This is a genomic window from Streptomyces sp. NPDC037203, assembly GCF_055605065.1.
Genome location: NZ_JBVJUC010000016.1, coordinates 109318 through 116133 on the forward strand (window position 1 = coordinate 109318; position 6816 = coordinate 116133).

Annotated in this window: 5 protein-coding genes; 4 read left to right on the forward strand and 1 reads right to left on the reverse strand. The window is 73.4% G+C overall.

Features of this window, described 5'->3' with window-relative positions:
* Positions 1 to 205: 205 nt before the first annotated feature.
* Complete coding sequence (locus tag ACZ7EC_RS31015) at positions 206 to 562, forward strand: hypothetical protein (protein ID WP_471067964.1); 357 nt, start codon at positions 206 to 208, stop codon at positions 560 to 562.
* A gap of 165 nt (positions 563 to 727) precedes the next feature.
* Complete coding sequence (locus tag ACZ7EC_RS31020) at positions 728 to 967, forward strand: hypothetical protein (RefSeq protein ID WP_471067967.1); 240 nt, start codon at positions 728 to 730, stop codon at positions 965 to 967.
* A 131-nt stretch (positions 968 to 1098) separates the two neighbouring features.
* Here the strand turns inward: ACZ7EC_RS31020 and ACZ7EC_RS31025 are convergent, their stop codons facing one another.
* A complete protein-coding gene (locus ACZ7EC_RS31025) occupies positions 1099 to 4065 on the reverse strand; it encodes an AfsR/SARP family transcriptional regulator (protein ID WP_471067970.1) in 2967 nt (988 codons plus the stop codon).
* 253 nt (positions 4066 to 4318) lie between these two features.
* On the opposite strand from ACZ7EC_RS31025, the gene ACZ7EC_RS31030 reads away from it, so the two are divergent.
* Both ACZ7EC_RS31030 and ACZ7EC_RS31035 read left to right on the forward strand, forming a co-directional pair.
* Positions 4319 to 5662: a helix-turn-helix domain-containing protein gene (locus ACZ7EC_RS31030; protein ID WP_471067972.1), complete on the forward strand. Its 1344-nt coding sequence runs from the start codon at positions 4319 to 4321 to the stop codon at positions 5660 to 5662.
* A 95-nt stretch (positions 5663 to 5757) separates the two neighbouring features.
* Entirely contained in the window at positions 5758 to 6684 is a 927-nt protein-coding gene (locus ACZ7EC_RS31035; RefSeq protein WP_471067975.1) for an ornithine carbamoyltransferase, read from the forward strand.
* Positions 6685 to 6816 lie beyond the last annotated feature (132 nt).

Below are 6816 nucleotides of genomic sequence, written 5' to 3' on the forward strand. Positions count from 1 at the left end.
TGCCCCCAGGACGGTCGCGTGCGGTCGGCGCGGCGGGCCGTGAGGGCCCGGTCCGCTGTGGAATGGCCGACATGATGCGGGGGCTGATTCCTGCCGCGTTCCCATCGCGAACGTCTGGCCGGGGTCGTGACGGGAACGGAACAGGAGCGGTCCGGGTGACGGTCCCTCTGTCGTTTTCTGCACAACCCGCCGAAGGAGTACTGCCGTGGAAGAACCGCGGGACCGATCGCCCGACAGGACGGACCTGGCCCACGCGCTCCGGGACCTCTCCGGTGTGGAGCGCTGGGCGAAGCGGGTGGCCGCCCATGGCGAGACACCTCCGTATGTCGACCGGGGCCCCGTCGACGGCCCCCGGTTCAGCGTCGAGACGGAGACGGTCAACGGGATGCACAACGTGGCCCGGATCGCCCCGCCGCCCTCGGGCGAGGGTGAGCGTGCGGTCATGCGCTCGCTGGTGCGCTCCCTGCTCGATCTGGCCGGCCATGAGACCGGACCGGCCCGCACCCAGGTCGTACTGACCTCCGCGGGGCCTCGGGTGGTGGCGTGCAGTCTGAGTGAGTAACCGCTGGTCGAAGCCCGCCCCCCGGTATGGCCGGGGGGCTCGCTCGCGCGTTCCTGCGGCGCGGTAACGCGGCAGGAACCCAGCAGGAACGGCCCCCAGGAAAGTCAGTGGCGTCAGGAAGCGGAAAACACCGCGAACCGCACAGACACCACCAAGGGGCAGAAAATGGGACGCAAGATCGCCGGGTTCATCGCTCTGACCGCCGCCCTGCTGATCCTCGGTCTCGGGGCTCGCACCGTCGGGGCCGGCGCGTTCCAGGCGGACAACCAGAACCCGACCGGCGTCACCACGGTCCAGGCCGACAACCAGAACCCGACCGTCGGCCCGGCCAACGTCCAGAACCCCACCGGTGGCACGGTCGTCCTGGCCGACAACCAGAACCCCACCGTCGTCGCGGCCCACTGAGCCGACGCCCCAGGGCTGTGCGCCTCGCGACCGTGCCCCGTCCGGACCTCCGGACGGGGCACCGCGCTGTCCGGGGGGTCTCCGCTTCCGGGCTTTCCGCTTCCGGGGCTTTGCGCCCGCGCCGGGGAAGCTCAGCGGCGGCGCCGGTCCGGCGCGACCCCCATGCGCGCGAACAGCTCCTCCGCCGCGTCCCGGTGCCGGGCGGCGGCCCCGGCGTCGTCCTCGGCGTCCGCGAGCCCCGCCAGCGCGTACGCCTCCTCGATGCGGTAGCTCACCGCGGCGGCCAACTCCCGCGCTCCGGAATGCAGTTCGCGGGCGACCCGCCGCTCCCCCTGCCGCCCGCGCAGCCGGCCCACGATGTTCTCCACCTTGGCCCGGCGCAGCGGCGAGGCGCTGGACGCCACCAGTTCGAGGGCCTGCTCGGCCAGGTCGGGGGTGCGCACGGGCCGGCCCAGATGCTGGTCGACGTCGGCCGACAGGGCCAGGGTCAGCGCCACGTTCCCCGGATCCGCGCCGTCGGCGACGAGGGCGCGGGCCCGGTCCAGGCTGCGGGCGGCCTCCTCGTAGTCACCGAGGCCGGCCTGGGCGAAGGCCAGGTCGGTGAAGGCGCTGAACTGGTTCTCGAACCGGCCGAGTCCGGCCTGGAGTTCGATCGCGCGCAGGGCGGCGGCCTTGGCCTCCTCGTAGCGCCCCCACTGCTCGTACAGCGTGCTGAGCATCGTGAGGCTGTCGGCCTCGGCTCGGGGGCTGCCCAGTTCCCGCTCGTAGGCGGTGGCCCGCTCCAGGTGCGTGAGCGCCTCCGGGAAGTTGCCGAGCAGACTGTTGAACTGGCCGAGGGTGCCCTCGCTGTGCGCCTCGGTGTGCCGGTCGCCGAGCTGTGCGGCCACGTCCCGGCCCTCCCGCGCGGCCTCCAGCCCTTCCTCGAACCGGCCGAGCCGCCAGCACGCGACGCCCAGGTTGGACAGGCTCATGCCCAGCAGGGCGAGATCGCCGAGGCGTTTCGCGGCCTCGACGGAGGCCCGGCCCAGTTCCCCGAACTCCTCCATCTGTCCACGCGCGTTGAGCTGGAAGACGAGGTTGCGGCTCAGGCAGACGACGTACCGGTCCAGGCCCCGCCGTTCGGCCAGGGCGACCGCGGCGAGCAGGGTGTCCTGTTCCCGGTCGAACCAGGTCCTGGCCCGCTCGGCGTCACCGAGCGGGGGCATCTCGGCCGCGGACTTCCCGATGCCGGTGGGGCGGTGGCGGCGGCCGGGGTAGAGCACGTCGCAGGCCAGCTCGGTGGCGGTGAGGTAGTAGCAGAGCAGGCGTTCCACGGCGTCGGCCGCCTCGCCCCCGCCCTGGTCGGCGGCCTCGAAGAGGCTCTGGGCGAAGCTGCGCACCAGGTCGTGGAAGGAATACAGGCCGATCTCCGGCTGCTGCACCAGATGCACGTCCAGCAGCCGTTCCAGCAGGTCCTCGGCGTCCCGGATGTCGCGGTCGAGCAGCGCGGCCGCGGCGTGCACGTTGATGTCGCCGCCCGGATGCAGGGAGAGGATCCGGAAGGCGATGCGGCTCTCCTTGTCCAGGGCCTGGTACGACAGCCGCAGGGTGGCCGAGACGCTGCGGGCGCCGGAGCTCAGCTCGTCGAGCCTGCGGGTCTCGTCCTGCAGCCGCTCGACCAGGTAACGCAGGGTCCAGCGCGGCCGGTTGCGCAGCCGGGCGGTGGCGATGCGCAGGGCGAGCGGGAGGTGGCCGCACAGCCGGGCCAGGTCGAGGGCGGCATCGGGCTCGGCGGCGACGCGTTCGGCGCCGAGGGTCTCGGCGACCAGGGCGGCGCTCTCGCGCGGGGACATCACACCGAGGGAGATCCACTGCGCGCCGTCGAGGTCCACGAGGCGGCCTCGGCTGGTGACCAGCAGCAGGCAGCCGGGGGCGGTGGGCAGCAGCGGCTCGATGTCGGAGGCCTCGGCCGCGTTGTCCAGCAGGACCAGCACCCGCTTGCCGCCGAGCGTGGACCGCCACAGGGCGGTGCGGCCCGCGGTGTCGTCGGGTATGCGCTCGCCGGGCACGCCGAGCGCCCGCAGCAGGCTGTCGAGCGCGGCGCCGGCGGTCACCGGCTGGTCGCCGGGGGTGTAGCCGCGCAGGTCGATGTGGAGCTGGCCGTCGGGGTAGTCGGCGGCGAGCTGGTAGGCGGCGCGCACCGCGAGACAGGTCTTGCCGCTGCCGCCCATGCCGTCCAGGGCCACGATCCTCGGCCCCTGCTCGCTCCCCCGCTGGGCGCGGCGCAGCAGTTCGGCCAACTCGGTCTCGCGGCCGGTGAAGTCGGAGAGGTCGTACGGCAGGGTGCAGGGGGCCTCGGCGACGAGCGGTAAGGGGGCGGCCGGGGCGGCGGGCGCGGCGCCGGCCAGCTCGGGGCTCTCGCGCAGGATCCCCTCGTACAGCTTGGTCAGGTGGGGGCCGGGGTCCACGCCGAGTTCCTCGACGAGCAGTTCGCGGACCTTGCCGTACTCCTCCAGGGCCTCGGCCTGCCGTCCGGAGCGGTACAGGGCGAGCATCAGATGGCCGCGCAGGGTCTCGCGCAGCGGGTGCTCGGCGACCAGTTCCCGCAGATCCGCGACGAGTTCACCGGCCTCGCCGAGGGCGAGCCGCAGGGCGATCTGCTCCTCCCACACGGCCAGCCGGCGTTCCTCTATGGTGGTGGCGGCCGCCTCCACGACGGGTCCGCCCACCCCGGACAGCACCGGGCCCCGCCACAGTGCCAGGGCGCTGCGCAGTACCTGGACCGCCTCGGCGAGCCGCTCCTCGGCCACGGCCGACTTCGCGGTGCGCACCAGGGTGCCGAACTCGGACAGGTCGCACTGGGTCGCGTCGATCACGGCCCGGTAGCCGGGCCCCACCGTGAGCAGCGTCTCGGCGCCGCCCGGTATCCGTCTTCGCAGGTCGGCGACTGCCTTGCGGACCTGGTGGGACGCCGTCGCCGGCGGCTCCTCGTCCCAGGCGGCCTCGACCAGCCGGGACACCGGGAGCACCTTCCCCGGTTCCAGCAGCATGGTGGCCAGAACACGTTCCTGGATGACGCCGCCGAGTTTCAGCCGGACGCCGTCGGCCCATGCTTCCATCGGGCCGAGGATATTGAACCGAAGCCGTTCCCCTGACGCCGCCGTCACCGACAGCCCCCCTAAATCGCCGCTCCCCTAAAGCTGTCCGCTTCGCGCCGGAGAGCAGCGTAACCCATACGGAACGCAGTGGGACCGTGGCGGGAACCGTACGGGAAGCGGGTCGATCAGTCTCTTCCTCGTTGGCAGGCACCTCGTCGGCTCGGGTCGCCTACCTGGCATTCGGCCACGTTTTCCGAGGATGAAGGAGACACCGATGAATTCCGAGTCCGCGCCCGGTCTCGATGTGCTGCTGCAGAACGCACGGCGGCGTGCCGGGCTCACCCAGGACCAGTTGGCCGGTCTCGCCACGGTGAGCGTGCGCGCCATCCGGGACCTGGAGCAGGGGCGGGTACGCACCCCGCGCAGGGAGACCCTCAAGCTGCTCGCCGACGCGATGCGCATGAGCGACGCCCGGCGGGTGGAGCTGGAGCTGGCCGCCGACACCCATGCGGCGGGCCGGGTCCTGGAGTCCTTCTACAGTGCCGAACTGGCCGGTCCGCCCGCCCCGTTGCGCCCGCTGATCGGCCGGCGCGCCGAGCTGGAGGCGCTGACGGAGCGGCTGGACCACCGGCACGACCGGCTGCTGACCCTGGTGGGGCTGCCCGGAGTGGGCAAGTCCCGGCTGGCCCAGGAGGCCGCGCTGGTGCTGCACGCCCGTGACCGGATACCGGTGCTGTGGGTGCCCATGGACCGCGGCCCGGACGCGGGCCCGGCGCCGGGTTCGCGGACACCGCTGGTGGAGTGGGTCCGCTCGCTGATCCGCGAGGGTGCGCACTTCGAGGAGCTGACCTCGGTCATCGGGTCCAAGCCGACCCTGATCGTGCTCGACGGCCTCGACGACCCGGCGCCCGCGGTGCCGGTGCTGCTCAACCTGCTGCGGGCCTGCGAGCGGCTGAAGACCATCGTCACCTCGCGGCGGGTGACCCGGCCCCCGGCGGGCCGGCTGCTGCCGCTGGCCCCGCTGCCGGCCCCGGCCCCGGACGCGGACGCGTCCCCGCTGCCGGGCGACTCGCTGGTCGCGGGCCGGCCGGCGGTCGAGCTGATGCTCTCGCACGTCAGCCACATGCGTCCCGACCTGCTGCCCACCGACGCGGTGACGACCGCCGTGGCCCACATCTGCCACCACGTGGACGGCATCCCGCGGGCCCTGGAGGCGGCCGCCTCCTGGCTGCTGCTGTACTCGCCGGACCAGCTGCTGGAGATCGCCCGCTCGACCCCGCTGCTGCTGGTCGACGACGTCACACCGGCGGCGGAGCCCGGCGGCACGCTGAGCGAGCAGCTGGGCGCGGCGCTGGCCGGCCTGGACGACCGGGCGGCCGGCCTGCTCACCACGCTGGCGGCCCTGCCGGAGCCGTGGACGGTGGACGCCGCCGCCCGCGCCGACGGCAGACCGCTGGCCGAGACCGCCCGCGAGGTGCACGGGCTGCTGCTGCGGGGCCTGATCCGCCAGCACCCGGCCGAGCCGGGCGGCCCCATGGGCTTCACCGTGCTGAACCTGGTCCGCGAGCTGATGACGACGCGTCGTCCCGCCGCCGACCTGGTCGGCGCCACCGACTGACCCCACCGCCCGCGCGCCACCCGTCCCCTCCCCCGTCCGTCCGCTCCTCCCATTCTTCCGCGACCGATCACCCCTTCACGAGAGGCACTTCAGCCATGCGCAACCTCATCTCCCTCGCCGATCTGACCCCCGCCGAGCTGGACCGGATCGTGCGGCGTGCCGTGTCCTTCGGCCGCGAGGGCGTCGACCGCAGGTCGCTCGACGGCAAGCAGGTGGGCATCTACTTCCGCAAGTCCTCGACCCGTACCCGTACGTCGTTCTGGAGCGGCGCGACCCGGCTGGGCGCCGACGTCGTCACCTTCGGCCCCGACGAGCTCCAGCTGACCACGGGCGAGACCGTCGAGGACACCTCGCGGGTGCTCGGCCAGTACCTGGACGCGCTGGTGGTGCGCACCAACGGGGACGTCGAGGAGATCCGGCGGCTCGGCAGCAGCGCGGACCTGGCCGTCGTCAACGCGCTGAGCCTGGACGAGCACCCCACCCAGGCGATCGCGGACCTGACCACGCTCACCGAGCGGTTCGGCTCGCTGGACGGGCTGCACCTGCTCGCCGTCGGCGAGGGCAACAGCTCCGGCGCCGCGCTCGCGCTGGCCACCGCCCTGACCCCCGGACTGCGGCTGACCCTGCTGTGCCCGAGCGGCTACGAGGTGCCCAAGGACAAGCTGGACCTCGCCGACGAGCTGGCCGGCGGCAAGGCGGCGGTCACCCAGGTCACCGGCCTGGACGAGGTCGAGGGGACGGCCGACGCGGTGTACACCAGCCGCTGGCAGACGATGGGCGTCGCCAAGGCGAACCCCGACTGGCTGAAGGACTTCGAGGGCTTCCGGATCGACGACGCCTTCCTCGACCGGTTCGGCGGCCCGGACACCGTGTTCCTGCACGACCTGCCCGCCGTGCGCGGCCAGGAGGTCACCGACGAGGTGCTGGACGGGCCGCGCAGCATCGCCTGGCGGCAGGCGCACCACAAGATGACGGCCGCCATGGCGGTCCTGGAGTGGTGCGTGAACTCAGCCGGGAACTGAGCGGACACAATAAAGGGCCGGGGGGGGGGGGGGGGGGGGGGGGTAAACCCCCCCCCCTCCCCCCCCCCACCCCCCCCCGCAGCGAGAACCTGGGAAGAGCCCCTCCCCCACCAAACTGTCCCTTCTGAAGAC